Below are 18567 nucleotides of genomic sequence, written 5' to 3' on the forward strand. Positions count from 1 at the left end.
CCGTCCCCGGGGTGAGCCCTCACCGCCGGGAGGCCCGATGTCCGGCATACCGGGCTGCTGCTACGGCGTGCCGGCCCGGATGCGCGGATGGCCGGCTGGCCTTTCCGATGACTGCGCGATCAGTTCCCCGCCCATGAGGGTAGGGAAGGATGTGGAAGCGTGCGGATGCAGCGGGTGATCGCTACCCGATGCGCGATACCCGCCGGTCGCGGCCCCCGGCCCGCCGCGACCACGCGCCGACGATGCCCAGGCCCAGCAGCAGCATGGCATGGATCTCCGGTTCCGGGATGGCGGCGATCAGGCCGACCTGGCCGCCGAGGCTGACCAGGTACAGATTGCCGAAGCCGTCCTCGGCGAACGAGGCGATCTGCCCGGGGATGCCGGTGGCGGAGAGCAGTTCTCCGGTGCGGTCGGTGAGCTCGGTGATGCCGGACCCGGTGAGCCGGAAGGACATCACCCTGTCGTTCACGAAGTCGGCGAAGAAGTAGGTGCCCTCCAGCCCGTCGATCAGCGACCCGCGATAGACGTAGCCGCCCGTGATCGAGGCACCCCCGCCTCCGTCATGCGCGTATTCGTGGATGGGCGGCGTATGGTCGCCGAGCTGGGGATCGCCGGGGATGTTCAGCTGCGTGCCTTCGAACACGCGCCAGCCGTAGTTGGCGCCGGCGCTGCCGAGATTGATCTCCTCCCGGTTGCTCTGCCCGACGTCGGCGATGTAGAAATCGCCGGTCTCGCGGTCGAAGCTCGCCCGGTAGGGATTGCGCAGCCCGTAGGCGTAGATCTCGGGATTGATCGAGGGGTTGCCGTTCGCGAGATTTCCCTCCGGTATCGCGTAGCCGTAGCGCGCCGCATCCTCCGGATGGCGATCGGCCGATACGTCCACGCGCAGTATCTTGCCGAGGTTGTCCCCCAGGTTCTGGGCGCGGTTCTGCGGGTCGTTGGCGGAGCCGCCGTCGCCCGTGGCGATGTACAGATTGCTGCCCTCTCCGGGGCGGAAGCCGATCCATCCCGCCTTGTGGTTGCTGAACCCCGGCTGCGCGACGCTGAGCACCGTCTGCGCGCTGGACGCATCCGCGAGGTTCGGCTGCGCCGCGCTGGCCTGGTAGGTGGCGACGACCGTGTTCAGCGTCGTCGCATCGATGTAGTTGACGTAGAAGCGGCGGTTCTGCGCGAACCCCGGGTCGAACGCCAGGCCGAGCAGCCCGCGCTCGCCCGCGGCATTGACCGAACCGGAGAGATCGAGGAAGGGTGTCGGCAGTACCGTTCCGTTGTCCAGGATCCGGATCGTGCCGCCTTTCTCGACGATGAACAGGCGGGAATCTCCGTCGGGCGCGGTGGCGAACAGCGGACGATCCAGGCCGGTGGCGACGATACGGGTCTGCAGCGGTACCGCCTGCGCCAGCGCGTCGGTCGCGGAGACGGCGAAGGCGATAGAGAAGGCGAGGGACAGGGTAGGCAGGGGGGAGGTCGGCTGAGTCATCGGGGTACTCCTGGGCTGCGGGTTCATCGGATCGCCGGCGGGGCGATGGTGGGAGAGGCGGGAAGCAGGACGGGACGATCCGGTATTGCCGGGTCTCCGGAAGGCCGGTGCCTGTCCGGTTATAGGAGATTCGCGCCTGCTTGTCAATGCGGCGGACGGATGGTCCGGGCGTCGCCATGCTGTGCCGTATCCTCCCGCTCCGGGGGTTCCATGGCCCCTGAGGCGAGAGGCGGCATCCTGCCGGGGCATGGCGCTTCCGGATCCCGGGCGCCTATGGATGGAGGCGCAGCGTTCGCCGGGGAGCGCCCGGCAGGAAGGGCGTCGGCCTGCCCGATACCCAGTCGGCGTGTCCGCTGCCGTAGTAGGGCGAGAGCGGATGGCCGCTCTGGCCGCCGGGCATGTGGAAGTAGCCCTGATCCTCGTGCCCGGGCGCGACCGCGAAGCGCTGCGAGGCGCCGAAGTCCGGCCCCTGTACGCGCGGCATGTGCGTGTCGCCGGGCAGTCTGTCGCCCGGCATGTCCAGCCAGTGGGCGGCGAACGGCGGCAGCGCCCGGCTGAGCGGGTGCCGGATGCGCGCGGTGTTGCGCTCGCCCCAGCTGCGCCGGGCAATGCCGCCCGGCTGCTCCCGCATCTGCTGCGCCACGCGTTGCGCGCATCCGGCAAACAGATCATCCCAGCTTTCATGGTGCGGCGGGAGCAGGTGCGGCGGGCGGTGGCGGATCAATGCCTGGATCGCGTACTCGCTCTGGTTCAGCCGGGGCAGCATGAAGTCCGGGTAGTCGCGCCGGACGGCCGCGGCGAAGGCGTCGAGCAGGGTATCGGTGACCTCCCGCCGGAAGGCGCGCACCATGCGGTAGGCCACGGATGGTGTCGCGGCATGCCCGTTCCAGTCGCGCAGCGCCCGCTGCATCTCGTCCCGCCAGGGCACGGGTTCGATGCGCTCCAGCGTGCTTTCGAGGAACCCCTTCCAGCCTGCGAGGAACAGCGCCCGGTCGTCGAGCTGGATCGCCAGCATGGCGGCCGGCGGGAAGCGTTCGGCGGCGTGCAGGCCGTCGCGTATCTGGGTGGCGCGCGCCCCGAGGTCGTAGCCGGCATCGCCGATCCGTTCCAGCGCCGGGCCCTCCACCATGCGCGCGTTCGCGCTCCACAGGCGCTGCGCCGGCGGATCGACGACCGACGGATAACGGGCCGGCGCAAGCCAGCCATTCCATCCCGTGCCCGGCCTGCCCCAGTCCGCGGGCAGGTTCGGATCGTAGTCGCCGCTGCGGGCGGGCAGGCGGCCCGCGATGGTCCAGCCTATCCGGCCATGCCGGTCGCCGACGATGAAGTTCTGCGCCGGAATGCCCGCCCCCTGAACGATGGCGATGGCCTCGTCCACGCTGGCCGCCTGCTCCAGCAGGACGAGGTCCAGGTTCACCGCCCCCGGCCGGTGCGCGGACCAGGCCAGCGCCAGTGGCACCCCGTCATGGTCGGTTGCGAGGAGGGGCCCCCACTCGGTCTCGTGGATGTCGAGCATCTCGTCGCTGCCACCGCGCACGCGCAGCGTTTCCCGGTATGCGCGGACGGGCGCCCATCCTCCGGTCGCACTGCGATAGCGCGCGGCATCCTTCGGATGGCGGAAGACGCGCACCCAGTCGGCGGCGTCGCTGTAGCTGTTGGTGAAGCTCCAGGCGATGCTGCGATTGGAGCCGACGACGATGGCGGGCGTGCCGGGAAGGCTGACGCCGATGATATCGTTCGCCGCGCCCGGATGCCCGCCCGGGTGGATCAGGCGCGTGCGGAACCATATGTTGGGCACGCGCAGGTCCAGGTGCATGTCGTTGGCGACCAGCGCCGCACCATCCGCCCCCTGGGCGAGGGAGCCGGCGACGGCAAAGCTGTTGCTGCCGGGCAGGAGGGCGTCGTCCGATCCGGCGGGTCGCAGGGGACCGGGCTCCTGTTTCCGCAGATCCCATTCGGCGGCGGTCGGCAGTGGCGGACGCTCCAGGGCGGGGCCCGCGAGCGGCGCATCCCACTCGCCGCCGCCGGCGGTAAGGAAGCGATAGGCCGCTTCCGGAAGGGCGGCGCGCAGGATGGAGAGATCCAGTTCGCGGCGGTTGTCGGCGTCGGTGAGCGTGAAGTACATCGACTGCACCACGAGTATGCTGTCCTCGCTGCGCCAGGCGGTCGGCCGGGTCTGCGTCAGCAGGTAGGGAAAAGGCCGCACCGCCAGAGCGTCGAGGCCTGCGTTCACGCCGTCGCGATAGTCGTCCAGCAGCGCGCGCTGCGTGTCCGGCAGCGCTTCCAGCTGTGCGGCGGCGCGTGCGCGCATGCGGTGCACCCGTGTCTCGCGGTCCGCCGGCAGTGCGGCGGCGCCGAACAGTTCCGCCAGTTCCCCGGCCGCCTTGCGGCGCATCAGGTCCATTTCGAAGAAGCGTTCCTGCGCGTGCACGTAGCCCAGTGCCCGCGCCAGGTCGCGGCGGCTCTGCGCCCGCAGCGTCACGCTGCCGAGGACGTCACGCTCGACCGTCACCGGCGCGTCCAGCGCCGGGAGGCCGGCCATGCCGTCGTATTGCGGCAGGCTGGCGCGCACCGCCTGCCATGCCGAGAGCGCCAGCAGCAGCGCCAGGAGGGGCAATCCGATCAGCAGGCGGTGCATGGGTGCGGCATGCCGGCGGGATTCGCCTTCACCGGATTGCCGGCACCGCTATTTCGTCCGGCTGTTGGAGAGGATGAATTCCGCCAGACGTTGCGCGGGTTCGCCCTGGATGTTGGGGAACGCGGGCATGGTCATGCCGCCCTTGTGCACCTTCTGGATCAGGGCATCCGGATTCGCCACTGCGGATGACAGAGTCATCACATGCCCCGACGTCTCCGGCTTGTGGCATTTGCTGCAGTTTGCATAGAATATGTCCTCCCCGCTGGCGTCGGCGGGAGGGGTGTAGGTGTCGGTCTTGGCGCAGCCGATGAGGCCAGACGATGCGAGGACTGCCAGCAGCAGTAGGGTTTTTCTCATGCTTCGGTTCCCTGGTTCGTTATGGAAGACTCATCCGATCCGTTGGCGGATGGCGCGGCCGTGGCCTGCCGCGAGGGTGTGCCGGGGGCGATGCAGGGCGCGTGCGACGACATGCATGCGGCGACCGCCCGCAGGGTACCGGATTATACCTTGTCCCCGGCGGTTCCGTCGCCCGGGTATCCCCGCAGCCTCAGGAGCAGCAGCACGGCGGGCGGAAGGTGAATGAGCAGGCCAGTCATGCCCAGCAGCGACTCGCCGATCCGGAACGTGACGGCAAGATTGAAACCCAGGATGCCGTAGTAGAGGCCGCAGCCCAGGAGCACCCGGCCGGTCGCCGGCCGATGCGGAGACAGATCGTCGCGCAGCAGCCGGCGATCCAGCGGAAGGTAGGCGCCCAGCGAAAGCGCGGCGACGACACCCCACCCGAGATAGTTGGCCAACGGTACGCCGAAGTGCGTGCCCGGCTGCGGATAGTAGTAGATCCGTCCCAGGAACCAGCGCTCCCCCCGCAGCGCTACCGGGTCGATGACGACGTCGAGATAGACGAAGAACAGGATCGCGAGCAGTGCCACCGGCAGGCTGGTTCGTGCGGTGGCAGGGAACCGCAGGGCAATGGGTCCGGCTCCCTTCCGCGCCCGCTCCTCGTGCCGGAATGGAAGGAGGAAGGCCAGCGCCATGCAATAGCTCGCGTAGAGAAGGAAGGGAAACGAGAGCGAATCCATGAACGGCACGTCCAGGACGTACAGTTCACGTCCGACGGTCGAACCGGTATAGTGGTACCAGCCGAAAGGCACGCCGGTGCGTGTCGAGGAGAGTTCGCACGCGAGCGCGACGAGCCAGGTGATGCCCATGAAGCATCCCGTTCTTCGCCATCCGATCAGGCGCGCGGCGCAGAACAGGAAGGCGGCGAGGAATCCGAAGACGTAGGGTCGCAGGAGAATGGTGGCGAACAGGAGACTGGGAGTGTCCATCGGGGTTCCATTTTCTTCGGTTGGGCGGAGGAATGATGCCGGCATGCGGGCGCTGCGCGTCGTCCGCCGTCGGCAGGCGCCGGTCACGAGGGTGACGGGCGGGATGCCTTCCTGATGGCTGTGCCGTGAGGCGTGCGCTCAAATATCTGGGTTTCGGCATGCTCATCCTGTTTGTCGCCGCACTGATGGGTGCCGCATGGTTCCTCGTGCGCGAAGCGGAAACCTCGGAGTATCAGGCCCGCTACCTGGCCGGGCTGTCGGGCGAACTGGGCTGGGAGATGAAAGGCGGTGCCGCAGGGGATTTCCATTTTCCGCAGTCGGGTCCGTACGATCTGCGCCTCGGCTACGCCACCCTGCCGGGGCTGCTTCGCAATCTGGCCGCGCAGGGATTCCATGTGCATGCGCAGGCCCGTCCCTCGGCGCGCATGCGGGCGCTGGTCGAACGAGGTCTGTACGTACCCTACCACGAAAAATCCCAGGCAGGCCTGGAAATCGTATCCGACGACGGCCAGCCGCTCTACCGTGCCGCGTATCCCAGCCGCGTCTACGGGGAATTCAGGGCGATTCCGCCGCTGGTGACGGAGAGCCTGCTGTTCATCGAGAATCGCGAACTGCTGGACGCGCGGCACCCGAAACGAAACCCCGCCATCGAGTGGGATCGGCTGGGCAGGGCGGTGCTGGACAAGGGGATCCAGTTCTTCGATTCCGGGCACAACGTGGTGGGGGGCAGCACGCTGGCGACCCAGATCGAGAAATACCGCCATTCCCGGAACGGGCTCACGGTCACGCCCGAGGACAAGCTGCGGCAGGTCGCGTCCGCCTCGGTGCGCGCCTATCTGGACGGCGAGGAAACGCTGGCCGCGCGCCGGCGCATCGTGGCTGCCTACCTCGACACCGTTCCCCTCGCGGGTGCGGCCACCTTCGGCGAGGCCAACGGTTTGGGCGACGGCCTGTGGATATGGTACGGCCTCGATTTCGAGGAAACCAACCGCATCCTGCATTCATACCGCGCCGGCGATGATGTTCCCGCCGAGGTGGCGCACCGCTACAAGCACGTGCTGAGCCTGATCGTCGCCCAGCGCAGGCCGTCCTACTACCTGCTGGCGGGGCGCAGCGTGCTCGAAATGCTGACGAACAGCCACCTGCGCCTGCTGGCGCGCGCGGACGTGATTTCTCCCGCGCTGCGGGACGCCGCCCTGGAGGTTCCGCTGGGCTTCCGCGCAACAGTGCAGCGTGGAAAGGAAGAGGACTTTCCGGCGCGCAAGGCGGTCAATGCGGTGCGCACGCATCTTGCCTCGCTGCTGGGGCTGAAGCGCATGTACGACCTGGACCGGCTGGACCTGTCCGTGCGCAGCACCCTCGACGCGAATCTGCAGCGCAAGACCACCGAGATCCTGCGCCGCCTCAGGGAGCCCGAGTATGCGCGCGCGGCAGGGCTGCAGGGCCATCGCATGCTGGGCACCTCGGATCCGGGCAAGGTCATCTATAGTTTCACGCTGTCCGAACTGACGCCGGAAGGGGCCAAATTCCGCATCCAGGCCGACAATTTCGAGCAGCCGCTGGACATCAACAGGGGAACCAAGCTCGACCTGGGCTCGACCGCCAAGCTGCGGACGCTGGTGACCTATCTCGAGATCGTCGAGGCGCTGCACCAGCGCTATGGCGCCATGGCGCAGCGCGAGTTGCAGGCGCAGGCGGTCGACCCGGACGACGCCCTGAGCCGCTGGGCGATCGGCTACCTGGCGCGGGCCTCCGACCGCACCCTGGCCGCCATGCTGGAGGCCGCGCTGGAGCGCAGGTACTCCGCGAGCGCACGCGAGCGCTTTCTCACCGGGGGCGGCGTGCACGCCTTCCGCAACTTCAAGCGCGAGGACGACGGCAGGACGCCAAGCGTGCGCGAAGCGACGCTGGATTCCATCAATCTCGTGTATATCCGGCTGATGCGGGACATCGTGCGCCACCACATGTTCCAGGTGTCGGGTTCCTCGGCGCGGTTGCTGCGGGATGCGGGCAATCCGGATCGGCAGGTGTATCTGAGGCGCTTCGCGGACAGGGAAGGCAAGGTCTTCGTCAATCGCTTCTACTTCAAGTACCGCGGCGAGGCGGCGGCGCCCGACCGGCTGGAACAGAAATTCCTGTCGAGTTTCAGGCACACGCCGCGCCGCCTGGCGGCTGCGTACCGCTACCTCCATCCCGAGTCGGCACTGGCGGAGTTCGAGGCGTTCATGCGCCCGCACCTGCCGCCCTCCCGCCGCCCGGCACCGACTCTGCTGCCGGATCTGTACGAGCACTACGCTCCCGGGAAGTACTCCCTGGCCGATCTGGGCTACATCGTGACCGTCCATCCCCTGGAGCTGTGGCTGGTGCGCCACCTGCTCGCCCACCCGCAGGCGCACCAGGCGGACGTGATCGAGGCCAGCGCCGAGGAGCGGGTGGCCGTGTACCACTGGCTGTTCCGGACGAAGCGCAAGAACGCCCAGGACATCCGGATTCGGGGGCTGCTGGAGCTGGAGGCGTTTCTCGAGATCCACCGGAGCTGGAAACGGCTGGGATATCCCTTCGATTCGCTGGTGCCGTCACTGGCCACCGCCATCGGCAGTTCCGCCGACCATCCCGCCGCGCTGGCCGAGTTGATGGGCATCATCCTCAACGACGGCGTGCGCGTGCCGGCGGTACTCGTCGAGCGCCTGCACTTCGGTGCCGGCACGCCGTACGAAACCCTCGTCGGGCGGATGCCTGCCCGGGGCGAGCGGATGTTCTCCCCCGAACTGGCGGCGGCGGTGAGGGGGGTGCTGACCGACGTGGTGGCGGCGGGGACGGCTTCCAGGCTGGCGCGCGCCATGGTGGAGGAGGACGGCGGAGAAATCCTCATCGGCGGGAAGACGGGCACCGGCGATCACCGCCACACCACCTTCTCGGCGCCGGGCGTGATCAGGGAATCGCGCGCGGTCAACCGCTCGGCCACGTTCGTATTCTTCATCGGCGACCGTTTCTTCGGCACCATGACCGCCTTCGTGCCGGGCACGGACGCCGAGCACTACACCTTCACCTCGGCGCTGTCGACGCAGGTCGTGAAGCACCTCCTGCCCGCGCTGAGACCCCTGACCGATCGGGGCGAATTCCTATCCGGTGGCTCCGGCAAAGGAGAGCAGATGCCCGGCACCGTCCCCGCCGGCCGCGTGGCGGGCACGGGAAGGACGGATCCCGGGAAACGGCAGCGGATCAGTCATCGTCGCTGATCCAGCGGATGAAGACGATCAGTCCCAGGATGAGCGCCATGCCGGCGACCGCCTTCACGAATTCCTTGACGAACCAGAACACCATGGATTCGTAGAGATCCACCTATTCCTCCTTTCGAAGCAGCACTCATTTCCGGAACCACCACCACAGCAGCAGCGATACGCACAGCGAGGCGAGCAGGCCCGTGGTCAACGGGAAATAGAACCTGAAGTTCTCGCGTTCGACGAAAATATCCCCCGGCAGGCGGCCCAGCGGCAGCTTGGACAGCCACGGCCAGGCGAGGCCCGCCAGCACCAGCAGCAACCCCAGCAGGATGAGTGAGCGTTGCATCGCGTTCCGCCTGAAATGTGCGGGCAGCACGCCTGGATCGTTCGACCCGCTTTTGTTCCGACGCCTGCCGGAATCGAGTGTAAACGTTTTTGCGGGGGCGGATCAATGCCCTGGGCACGGGCGGCGGACGATCCCCGCCGGTGCCGGACGGCGGGTTTCAACGCCGGCCGTTCTCCTCCACGATGCGCCGGAGGAGGTGCAGCTTGCCATGGAAGAAATGGCCGGCGCCGGGTACGACGACGACCGGCAGTTCCTGCGGGGCCGCCCAGTCCAGGACGCTCTGCAGCGGAACGATGTCGTCCCGGTCGCCATGCACCATCAAAACGCCCGGTGCGGACGCGGCATGGCTCTCTTTGGCAGGGTGAATGAGGGGCGGCACCTGCAGCCGTGCCACCGAGGGCGCCACCAGGATGAGCCGTTCGGACGGGAGCCGCTGCGCCGCACGCGCCTGGATCGCCCCCCCGAAGGAGAACCCGGCCAGCACCCGTTCCGGCTCGGCGGGAAACAGGGAAGCGAAGCGATCGTCGACGGCGCCGCTCACCGCCAGCACGTCCTCGACCTCGCCCTCGCCCTCGTCATCATCGGCGTTGCACCGGCCGGCGCTGCCTTCCACCCCGCGGAAATTGAACCGTGCAACGACGTATCCCTGCGCCAGCAGCGCCCTGGCGAGCGTGTGGACGACCTTGTTGTGCATGGTGCCGCCGTACAGCGGATGCGGATGGGCGACGACGGCGATTCCCCGCGGATGCTCATGCTTCGGTCGGGCGAGAATCGCCTCCAGCTTTCCCGCGGGGCCGTCGATGAACGTCCTGCCGGGATGCGCCGCCGCGGGCGCGGCCATCCTCAGATTCTCAGCCGCTCGACCACGCGGCCGTTCTTGAGGTGCTCCTCGATGATCTCGTCGATATCCTCCCGGTCGACGTAGGTGTACCACACGCCTTCCGGGTAGACGACGATGACCGGGCCTTCGTTGCAGCGATCCAGGCATCCGGCGTTGTTGATCCGCACCCTCCTGCCCTTGCCGTCGAGCCGCAGCGCCTTGACGCGCTGCTTGGCATAGTCGCGCAGCGACTGGGCGCCGTAGTCGTTGCAGCACACCGCCCCGCCCTCTCGCTGGTTGACGCAGAAGAACACGTGGCGCTGGTAGTAGCTCATGGGCACGGGTACGTATGGATCGATCCATTATACCGCAAGGCCGGGGCCATGGACGCCGCCCGCCGCAGCCGCTATCTCAGCTTGACCTCGGTCCACATCCGGCTCAGCAGGCGGCGCTGGCTGCGGTCGAAATCCCTGAGCGTCTCCAGGCCGGCGCGCGCGCCGGCATCGGGGAAGATGGCCTCGTTGGAGGCGATCTCCGGCCGGATATGGCGCTTCGCCTCGACATTGGGGTTGCCCGAGCCGATGAGGTTGGTCAGTTCCGCGGCGTTTTCCCCCTCCAGCATGAAGTCGATGAACCGATGGGCCAGGCCGGTCTGCCCCCCGCTGCGCGGCAGCACCATGCTGTCGAGCGCAAGCACCGCGCCCTCTCGCGGAATCGAATAGTCGATCGCGAATCCGCGACCCGTCCTTCTGGCATCGAGCGCGGCCTGGAACATGTCATTGGAATATCCATGCGCCACCCACAGGTTGCCCACGGCCAATTCCTTGATGTAGCTGGCGCTGTTGAAGGCCGCCCAGTACGGCTTGGCGCGCACGATCAGCTCCGCCGCCTCGCGCCAGTGCGCCGCATCGGCGTCGTTGGCCGAGTAGCCGAGGTATTTCAGGGCCGCCGCCAGCAGTTCGCGCTGGCTGTCGAGCACCGTGACGCGGCCCTTGATCCTTTCCAGGTGGCGCGGTTCGAAGATGAGCGCCCAGGTGTCGGTGGGCAGGCCCAGCTCCCGCATCTTCTCCCGATTGTAGCCCAGCAGGGTGACGGTGTAGGCGTAGGGGACGGAGTAGCGGTTGCCGGGGTCGAACGGCGTGTCGAGGTAGGCGGGATCGATGTTTGCGAGATGGGGGAGCAGGGTCTTGTCGAGCGGCTGCAGCGCACCCTGCCGGATGAGCGTGTCCATGGCGTTGCCGGTGGGCACGATCAGGTCGTAGCCGGCGGCGCCGGCCGCCAGCTTGGCCAGCATTTCCTCGTTGTCCGCGTAGTAGTCCTGGGCCAGCCTGCAGCCGCAGGATGCTTCGAAGCGCTCGACCGTCTGCGGCGCGATGTAGTTGTTCCAGTTGAACAGATGGAGCACGCGGCCGCCTGCCGCCGCGGCCTCCGCATCCGGCCTCGCACACCCCGCCGCCGCCAGGGCCAGCCATGCCAGCAGTGCGAGGGAGGGCAGCGCCGGCAGCAGGCGGGGGCTCACCGCCGCGCCGCCTCGCGTGAGGCGGCGTGCGACTCCAGCCGCGCCGCGACGATGATCATGGCCAGCGTGAGCAGCATCAGCAGCGTGGAAACGGCGTTGACCTCCGGCGTCACCGCGACCTTGATCATGGTGTAGATCTGGATCGGCAGGATCGGTTCGCCGATCCCTTTGGTGAAGAAGGTGATGACGAAGTCGTCGATGGAAAGGGTGAACGACATCAGCGCGCCCGCCGCCACCGCCGGCATGATCAGCGGCAGCGTCACGAAGCGGAACGTCTGCCACCGCGATGCGCCGAGGTCGCGTGCCGCTTCGAACAGGCTTTCATCCATGCCCTGGAGACGCGCCCGTATGATGATGGCGACGAACCCGATGCAGAACGTGGTATGCGCGATGATGACGGAGAGCATGCCGAGCGTCAGGTTGAGAACCTGCAGGAAGAACAGCAGCAGGGACACGCCCAGCAGGATCTCGGGCATGGCCACCGGTGCGAAGACCAGGGCCGGCAGCACCCTGAGGCGGTAGCGGTGGATCGCCAGGCCCGCCATCGTGCCGAGGACGGTGGCGCCGAGGCTGGCGCTGAGCGCAATGATGAGCGAGTTTCCGGCAGCGGCCAGCATCTCCGCGTCGCTGAACAGCACCCGGTACCAGTGCAGCGTGAACCCCACCCACTCGGCGTTCAGCCTGGAGTCGTTGAACGAGTAGATCACCACGATCGCCAGCGGAATGTAGAGGAAGGCGTACACCAGCGCCGCCGCGCCCCACAGCCAGGCGTGCCTGCGGATCATGGGGTCCGCCCGGCCGCGCGCGCGAACCAGGCCGTCAGGCTGGCGACGGAAAGCACCGCGAGCGTCAGCATGATGGAGAGCACCGAGCCGAAGGGCCAGTCGCGCGTGCCGAGAAACTGATCCTTGATCAGGTTGCCGATGAGGATGTCGCGGGTGCCGCCCAGGATGTCGGGCACCGCGAACATGCCCAGCACCGGAATGAACACCAGCGCCGAGCCCGAGAACACGCCCGGCAGGGACAGCGGCCAGGTGACGCGCCAGAAGCGCTGCCATCCGCGCGCGCCCAGGTCCTGGGCCGCGTCCAGCAGCGCGGGATCGTGCTTCTCGAGATTGGTGTAGAGCGGGAGGATCATGAACGGCAGGTGCACGTACACCATGCCCACCAGCACCGCGAACGGCGAGAACAGCAGCGTCGCCGGCTCCATGCCGAGCAGCGCGAGCAGGGTGTTCGCAACGCGGCTGAGCGCGGACTGCGGCCCGAGTATGATCGCCCAGGCGTAGACGCGGATGAGGAAGTTGCTGGCGAACGGCAGGATCACCAGCAGCACCATCAGGTTGCGGAACCGTTTTTCGCTGCGCGCGATCAGCAGCGCCAGCGGGTAGGCCATCAGCAGGCAGGCCAGGGTGGTGGCGAGCGCGACGCCGAAGGACTTGAGGAAGACCCTGGCGTACAGGGTGTCGCTGAAGAAGAAGGCGTAGGCTTCGGTCGTGAAGCCGTATTCGCCGGCGGCCTGGTCCGCCGGCGCCGTGACCGGGGCCAGTCCCCCGAACTCGCCCGGGAAGCGGAACGAGGTGAGAACCATGATCAGGCTGGGTATGACGAAGAAGACCAGCAGGAACAGCAGCGGCGGCCCGCCCGTCAGGAGGCGCGCGGCGCGGGTCGAGCGCGGCGTGTCCCTAGTCATCCAGGAATATGCCTGTGTCGTGGCGCCAGGAGACGCCCACCTCGTCCCCGACCTCGAAGAAGGTGGCGCGTCCCGGCGAGGCGTTGGGCAGCAGGGCCTCGATGCGGGCGCCATTGGAAAGCTCCACGATGTAGGTCGTGACGTCGCCGACGTAGAGGAAATCGTGCACCCTGCCGGGAAAGTGGTTCTCCGATTCGGCCGGCGCGGCGGGTCGGGAGATGCGCACCTGCTCGGGACGGATGGCCACCACGCCGCGGTCGCCGGCCTTGACGCCGTCCCTGCCGGCCATGACCACCTCGCCCAGTTCGGCCACTTCCAGCCTCAGCCGCGAGGGTTCCGCCTCGACCACCCGTGCCTCCATCATGCTGATCTTGCCGATGAAGTCGGCCACGAAACGGTTCCTGGGGAAGCCGTAGATCCGGGAAGGCTCGTCGATCTGCTCGACGCGGCCGCGGTTCATCACCGCGATGCGGTGGGACAGCGCCAGGGCCTCGTCCTGCGCGTGGGTCACGAAGACGAAGGTGATGCCCACTTCCTTCTGCAGGTTGATGAGCTCGATCTGCATTTCCTCGCGCAGCTTCGCATCCAGTGCGCCCAGAGGCTCGTCCAGCAGCAGCAGCCGCGGGCGGTTCACCAATCCCCGGGCGAGCGCCACGCGCTGCTTCTGCCCGCCCGACAATTCGTGCGGGAAGCGATTCGCAAAGTCCGGCAGGCGCACGCCGTCCAGCGCGTGCTGCACCCGTTCCCGGATTTCCGGTTGCGTTCTTCCCCCCATCCGCAGGGGGAAGGCGACGTTGTCCGCCACCGTCATGTGCGGGAACAGCGCATAGGTCTGGAATACGGTGTGCACCGGACGCTTCTCGGGCGGCGTGCCGACCATGTCTCGTCCATCCAGCAGGATCTGCCCCGAGTCGGGCAGGTCGAACCCCGCGATCATGCGCAGCAGCGTGGTCTTGCCGCAGCCCGAGGGTCCCAGCAGCGTGAAGAACTCGCCCGTCTCGACGCTGATGCTGACATTGTCCACGGCGGTATAGTCGCCGAAGCGCCGGACTACATGCCGGATTTCCAGGAGCGCCATGGTCGTGCCGGAAAAAACGGGGATTCTATCAAAGTTCCTGTGGATTGCCCGTGCCTGGACGGTTTCCGCGGATCAGCGCCATACCTGCCACAGCAGCATCGCCGCCAGCAGCAGGATGACGATGGACAGCAGCCGGTTCTGGCGCTTCCTTTCCAGGATGGCCTCGTCCATCTTCCGCTCGAGTTCGCCGGTGCGGATTTCGCCCAGGGCATGGTGCAGCAGGCGCGGAAACTGCGGCAGCATCACGGCCCAGTTCGACGCCTCCTTGCGCAGGTGGCGGGTGAATCCGCGCCAGCCGAGCTGCTCCGCCATCCAGTTCTCCAGGTAGGGCTTCGCCGTGGTCCAGAGATCGAGGTCGGGATCGAGGTCGCGGCCCAGTCCCTCGATGTTCAGCAGGGTCTTCTGCAGCATGACCAGCTGCGGCTGGATCTCGACGTTGAACTGGCGCGAGGTCTGGAACAGGCGCAGCAGCACGCGGCTGAACGAGATCTCCTTCAGCGGCTTGTCGAAGATGGGCTCGCACACCGCGCGGATGGCGGTCTCGAAGTCATCGACGCGCGTATCCTTGGGCGCCCACCCCGCCTCCACGTGCGCCTCCGCCACGCGCTTGTAGTCGCGGCGGAAGAAGGCGAGGAAGTTCTGCGCCAGATAGTTCTTGTCCTCGTCGGTGAGCGTTCCCATGATGCCGAAGTCCACCGCGATGTAGCGTCCGTCGCCGCCGACGAAGATGTTGCCGGGATGCATGTCCGCATGGAAGTAGCCGTCCCGGAATACCTGGGTGAAGAAGATTTCCACGCCCATGCGCGCGAGCCTGGGGATGTCGACGCCCTGTTCGCGCAGCGTGGCCACGTGGCTGATGGGCGTACCCTTGACGCGCTGCATCACCATGACGTTGGAATAACAGTAGTCCCAGTAGACCTCGGGAACCAGCAGCAGCGGCGAATCGAGGAAATTGCGCCGCAGCTGGCTGCAGTTGGATGCCTCGCGCATGAGATCGAGCTCGTCCGCCAGATGCCGCGAGAACTCGGATACGACCTCCCGCGGCTTCAGCCGCTTGCCGTCCGGCCACAGCATCTCGACCAGCCATGCCCCCGTTTCCATCAGCGCCACGTCGTGGGCGATGATCGGCGCGATGCCGGGGCGCAGCACCTTGACGGCGACCTCGGTGCCGTCGTGCAGGGAGGCCAGGTGCACCTGGGCGATCGAGGCGCTGGCGACCGGTTCGGGATCGAACAGCAGGAAGACCTCGTCGACGGCCTTGCCGTAGGCCTGCTCCAGCGTCGCCAGGGCGAGGCTGGAGGGGAAGGGCGGAACCTGGTCCTGGAGCCGGGCCAGCTCGTCGGCGATGTCCGTCGGCAAAAGATCGCGGCGCGTGGAAAGCATCTGGCCGAATTTGACGAAAATGGGGCCCAGTGCCTCCAGGGCGAGGCGCAGGCGCTCGCCGCGCGCCCTGTCGAGACGCCGCCAGAATGTCGCAAGCTTCACGAAGGGACGCAAAAACCTCAGCCTTTCATGGCTGAGGAAGAATTCGTCCAGGCCGAAGCGAAACGCTACCGCGAGTATTCTGAGAAGGCGAAAGAAGCGCATGTATTCCCGGAGCGTCCGTTCATCCGTGATCAGAGGCCTGGGGGCGGGGGATCGGATTTGCCGCTATCGCGCTTCGTTTCACGGGGAGGAGGTTTCCGGGAATTCCTGCGGACCGGCCGGTCATCGCCGGGCCGTCGGCGGGGCCGACAATGCCTGTATCCGTTCTTCCAGTCCCGCCGTTTCCTCCCGCAGCGCATCCACCTCGCGGGCGAGCGCCTGCACTGCGGCGGACTTGGCCAGCAGCGGCCGTTCTTCCGTCAGGTATTCCTTCAGCATTCCGGCCAGGCTGCCGGCAGCGGTGGCGTGCCAGTGCGCCAGCCTCCGGCCTGCCCGGGCCAGCCGGTGCGCGGGGATGTCTCCCATCACCCGGCTCAGGTCGTGCTCCACGTCCCAGCGCAGGTGCTTCCCGACGTGAAGGATGGCCGCGGCGAACGCGTCGTCGCCGGAAACCCGGATTTCGTCGTAGGCCTGCCCCTCGCGCGCCAGCAGGCGCGGCAGCTGGTGGGGAGCGAGCGTCAGCACCGCATCGGCGGGCGTGTCGCTCGGGACGGAGGCCACCTCGCCGCCGGCCTGCACGGTCAGGGCAAGGGTCGGCAGCGGCGGCAGGCGCAGGTGCGCGGTGCGACCGGCCCAGGGCTGCAGCTGCCGCCGCGCCCAGCCGGCGCCGCGCAGCAGGTGGTTGAGCGGGGCCAGCGCGACGGATGCCGGCAGGGTCATGGATTCAGGATACCTGCTGGATTCCCGCCAGCAGCCAGACGGCGCCGGGATCCTTCAGATTCTTCTGCACGTGCCAGATTTCGTCGAACGCTTCGGCGGGATTCCCCGGCGTCTCGCGCAGCTGCCCGCCGAGGCGCACGCTGGCGATGGCCAGGTCGTTCTCGGTGACGACCTCCAGCAGCTGCGCATCGACGGCGACCACCTCGGTACGTTGCGGGGCATCGCCGCGCTCGCGGATCTGCATGCTGATCTCGGCGAACATTTCAGGGGTGGTATATTCCCGGATGTCGTCCAGGTCGCGCGCGTCGTTGGCCGCCTGGAGGCGGATGAACGAGGTCTTGGCGTTGCGCAGGAACGATTCCACCTGGAAGCCGTCCGGGACGTCGCGCGCCGGGGGCGCCTGTCCCGGCGTGGAGGACGCCCCCGGCGCGGCGGCCGGCGGCAGGGGCGTGCCCGCGGGGGCCGCCCCTGCCGCCGAGTACTGCATGGCGTGGGCGGGCTGCGCCGGCCGCGGCCGGCGCAGCGTGCGCATGATGAAGAAGATCGCGGCCATCAGTGCGGCCAGCATCAGGATGTCCGCCATGTTGATGCCTTCGAAGGCGCCGCCCATGAACAGGGCTGCCAGCAGACCGCCGGCGGCGAGGCCCGCCAGGGGGCCCATCCACTTGCTCCCGCCGGCGGCGGGAGCCGCCGGGGCCGGCGCAGGCGCCGGCCTGGGCGCGGCCTGCTGCGTCACGGCCGGGCGTTGCTTCCCTATGCTTTTGCCGCCGCCGAAGCGCCTTGCCTCGGCGTCCAGCGTGGCCAATCCAAAGCCGAGCGTGACCAGGGTGAGCAGGATCAGTGTTTTCTTCATGGCAATCTCCGCGCGCAGGATTGAAGCGGGAAGTATAGCATCATCGATGCGCTTGAAAGAGAGGCCGTTCCCTGCCGGCGGGTGCCGTCGCCGCGGTTTCGGGGGGGATCGTCCCGTCCCGGTGACGTGCCGCATGTCCGGCGCAAGGTTGCGGTCCGGGAGGCGCGACTTCGCATATACTGACCGCATCGTCCGCGCGGCGGGGAGGCAGCCGCCCTTTTGAATCCCAGATCCGACAGGATGCATCCATGATCACCGTCGCCTTCTACGACACCAAGCCGTACGATCGCCGCAGCTTCGGGCAGGCACCCGGCGCCGCCGGGCTGTATTGCCGCTTCCATGAGTTCCGCATGACGGAGGAGACGGCGGCCACGGCGGCAGGCGCGCAGGCGGTATGCGTGTTCGTCAACGACCGCCTGACCCGGCCCTGCCTGGAAATCCTGCGCGGCACGGGCGTGCGGCTCGTCGCGCTGCGGTGCGCCGGCTACGACAATGTCGACCTGGAGGCGGCGAGGGAACTGGGCCTTGCCGTCACCTACGTTCCCGCCTATTCTCCCCATGCCGTCGCCGAGCATGCGGTCGGGTTGCTGCTGGCGCTCAATCGCCGCACCCACCACGCCCATCATCGCACGCGTGCGCACGACTTCTCGCTCGACGGGCTGACGGGCTTCGACATCCATGGAAAGACGGCGGGCATCATCGGTACCGGGAGGATAGGGCGGGCCGCGGCGCAGATTCTCGCCGGCTTCGGAGCCCGGGTGATCGCCTGCGACCTGTTTCCGTCGTTCGACTGGGCCAGGGTGCATGGGGTGACGTACGCCGACTTCGACAGCGTGCTGTCCACGAGCGACATCCTCACGCTGCACGTGCCGCTGACGCCGGATACCCGGCACATGTTCGACAGGCATGCGTTTTCGAGGATGAGGGCCGGGGCCTATCTCATCAACACCAGCCGTGGCGGGCTGATCGACACCGCCGCGCTCATCGCCGCGCTCAAGGAGGATCGCCTGGGCGGAGTCGCCCTCGACGTCTACGAGAACGAGGCCGGCGTGTTCTTCGAGGATTTTTCCGACAGGGTGCTGCAGGACGACATGCTGGCGCGCCTGCTCGCCTTTCCCCGGGTACTCGTGACCGCGCACCAGGGATTCCTCACCCGCGAGGCGCTGGATCAGATCGCCGCCAGCGCCATCGGCAATCTGCTCGCACTGAACGAGGAGAGGGCGTTTCTGGAGGGCACGGTGCTGTGCGCAGGCGGAATGACGAAGTCATGACGCCGGCTGGAGAGGC

General features: G+C 67.8%; 16 protein-coding genes. 2 read left to right on the top strand and 14 right to left on the bottom strand.

The window, feature by feature from the left end; genetic code table 11:
• Positions 1 to 181 precede the first annotated feature (181 nt).
• The 4 genes from BT108_RS04050 to BT108_RS04065 all read right to left on the bottom strand — a co-directional run bounded on the left by BT108_RS04050 (position 182) and on the right by BT108_RS04065 (position 5446).
• Positions 182 to 1480: a PQQ-dependent sugar dehydrogenase gene (locus tag BT108_RS04050; protein WP_072293257.1), complete on the bottom strand. Its 1299-nt coding sequence runs from the start codon at positions 1478 to 1480 to the stop codon at positions 182 to 184.
• A gap of 271 nt (positions 1481 to 1751) precedes the next feature.
• Complete coding sequence (locus BT108_RS04055) at positions 1752 to 4118, bottom strand: penicillin acylase family protein (protein WP_072293258.1); 2367 nt, start codon at positions 4116 to 4118, stop codon at positions 1752 to 1754.
• Between the two features lie 48 nt (positions 4119 to 4166).
• On the bottom strand, positions 4167 to 4475 hold the full coding sequence (locus BT108_RS04060) for a c-type cytochrome (RefSeq protein ID WP_072293259.1): 309 nt from the start codon (positions 4473 to 4475) through the stop codon (positions 4167 to 4169).
• Positions 4476 to 4618: 143 nt separating this feature from the next.
• Complete coding sequence (locus BT108_RS04065; RefSeq protein ID WP_072293260.1) at positions 4619 to 5446, bottom strand: carotenoid biosynthesis protein; 828 nt, start codon at positions 5444 to 5446, stop codon at positions 4619 to 4621.
• Positions 5447 to 5571: 125 nt separating this feature from the next.
• On the opposite strand from BT108_RS04065, the gene BT108_RS04070 reads away from it, so the two are divergent.
• Complete coding sequence (locus BT108_RS04070) at positions 5572 to 8685, top strand: transglycosylase domain-containing protein (protein WP_083566176.1); 3114 nt, start codon at positions 5572 to 5574, stop codon at positions 8683 to 8685.
• A 127-nt stretch (positions 8686 to 8812) separates the two neighbouring features.
• On the opposite strand, the gene BT108_RS04075 is transcribed toward BT108_RS04070, so the two are convergent.
• The 10 genes from BT108_RS04075 to BT108_RS04120 all read right to left on the bottom strand — a co-directional run bounded on the left by BT108_RS04075 (position 8813) and on the right by BT108_RS04120 (position 17280).
• On the bottom strand, positions 8813 to 9016 hold the full coding sequence (locus BT108_RS04075) for a DUF2905 domain-containing protein (RefSeq protein WP_072293295.1): 204 nt from the start codon (positions 9014 to 9016) through the stop codon (positions 8813 to 8815).
• A 157-nt stretch (positions 9017 to 9173) separates the two neighbouring features.
• Positions 9174 to 9857 carry an alpha/beta hydrolase gene (locus BT108_RS04080; RefSeq protein ID WP_072293261.1) on the bottom strand — a complete coding sequence of 228 codons (684 nt, stop codon included), beginning with the start codon at positions 9855 to 9857 and terminating at the stop codon, positions 9174 to 9176.
• Between the two features lie 2 nt (positions 9858 to 9859).
• Positions 9860 to 10171, bottom strand: a complete 312-nt coding sequence (locus tag BT108_RS04085) for a (2Fe-2S) ferredoxin domain-containing protein (RefSeq protein WP_072293262.1) — start codon at positions 10169 to 10171, stop codon at positions 9860 to 9862.
• A gap of 71 nt (positions 10172 to 10242) precedes the next feature.
• Positions 10243 to 11355 carry a polyamine ABC transporter substrate-binding protein gene (locus tag BT108_RS04090; RefSeq protein ID WP_083566177.1) on the bottom strand — a complete coding sequence of 371 codons (1113 nt, stop codon included), beginning with the start codon at positions 11353 to 11355 and terminating at the stop codon, positions 10243 to 10245.
• Complete coding sequence (locus BT108_RS04095; protein ID WP_083566179.1) at positions 11352 to 12140, bottom strand: ABC transporter permease; 789 nt, start codon at positions 12138 to 12140, stop codon at positions 11352 to 11354. Before BT108_RS04095 ends, BT108_RS04090 begins: the two co-directional genes overlap by 4 nt.
• The gene (locus BT108_RS04100; protein ID WP_072293263.1) at positions 12137 to 13045 is read right to left on the bottom strand and encodes an ABC transporter permease; all 909 of its coding nucleotides are present in this window, start codon (positions 13043 to 13045) and stop codon (positions 12137 to 12139) included. The genes BT108_RS04095 and BT108_RS04100 overlap by 4 nt, the downstream gene beginning before the upstream one ends.
• Complete coding sequence (locus BT108_RS04105; protein WP_072293264.1) at positions 13038 to 14123, bottom strand: ABC transporter ATP-binding protein; 1086 nt, start codon at positions 14121 to 14123, stop codon at positions 13038 to 13040. Before BT108_RS04105 ends, BT108_RS04100 begins: the two co-directional genes overlap by 8 nt.
• A gap of 72 nt (positions 14124 to 14195) precedes the next feature.
• A complete protein-coding gene (ubiB, locus tag BT108_RS04110) occupies positions 14196 to 15710 on the bottom strand; it encodes a ubiquinone biosynthesis regulatory protein kinase UbiB (RefSeq protein ID WP_072293265.1) in 1515 nt (504 codons plus the stop codon).
• A gap of 120 nt (positions 15711 to 15830) precedes the next feature.
• On the bottom strand, positions 15831 to 16427 hold the full coding sequence (locus BT108_RS04115; protein ID WP_255369606.1) for a ubiquinone biosynthesis accessory factor UbiJ: 597 nt from the start codon (positions 16425 to 16427) through the stop codon (positions 15831 to 15833).
• Between the two features lie 4 nt (positions 16428 to 16431).
• Positions 16432 to 17280: a Tim44 domain-containing protein gene (locus BT108_RS04120; RefSeq protein ID WP_072293266.1), complete on the bottom strand. Its 849-nt coding sequence runs from the start codon at positions 17278 to 17280 to the stop codon at positions 16432 to 16434.
• 248 nt (positions 17281 to 17528) lie between these two features.
• On the opposite strand from BT108_RS04120, the gene BT108_RS04125 reads away from it, so the two are divergent.
• Positions 17529 to 18551 (top strand): 2-hydroxyacid dehydrogenase, encoded by a 1023-nt coding sequence (locus tag BT108_RS04125; RefSeq protein WP_072293267.1) that lies wholly within the window; start codon positions 17529 to 17531, stop codon positions 18549 to 18551.
• Positions 18552 to 18567: the final 16 nt, after the last annotated feature.

Source organism: Nitrosovibrio sp. Nv17 (assembly GCF_900119085.1).
Classification (GTDB): Bacteria; Pseudomonadota; Gammaproteobacteria; order Burkholderiales; family Nitrosomonadaceae; genus Nitrosospira.